Origin of the sequence: Mesorhizobium sp. M2E.F.Ca.ET.209.01.1.1, from assembly GCF_004010375.2 — a bacterium.
Lineage (GTDB): Bacteria > Pseudomonadota > Alphaproteobacteria > Rhizobiales > Rhizobiaceae > Mesorhizobium.
Genome location: NZ_SADP02000281.1, coordinates 1 through 403, shown reverse-complemented (window position 1 = coordinate 403; position 403 = coordinate 1). Strand labels below are relative to the sequence as shown.

At 62.0% G+C, this 403-nt stretch carries 1 pseudogene; it reads left to right on the top strand.

Features of this window, described 5'->3' with window-relative positions:
- Positions 1–403, top strand: a pseudogene (locus EN852_RS35670) (DNA polymerase III subunit alpha); the annotation flags it as partial.

Here is a 403-nt window from a genome sequence, read left to right as displayed (position 1 = left end):
CTCAAAGGCCTGTTCGGCGACAGGCTTTATGTCGAGCTGGAGCGGGTCGCCGGCTACGACCGCACGGTCGAAAAATCGACCGTCGACTTGGCCTATACGCATGAATTGCCGCTGGTCGCCACCAACGAGGCGTTCTTCTCCAAGCGCGACGACTACGAGGCGCATGATGCGCTGATTGCGATTGCCGAAGGCTCTGTGGTCGCCGCGGACAATCGCCGGCGACTTTCGCCGGACAATTTCTTGCGCAGCCAGGCCGATATGGCTCGGCTGTTCTCCGATCTGCCGGAAGCGATCGACAACACGGTCGAGATCGCCATGCGCTGTTCCTATTATCCGAAGAACCGCAGCCCGATCCTGCCGCGCTTCACCGGCGCCGATGCAGCCGACAAGGACGCCGCCGAGA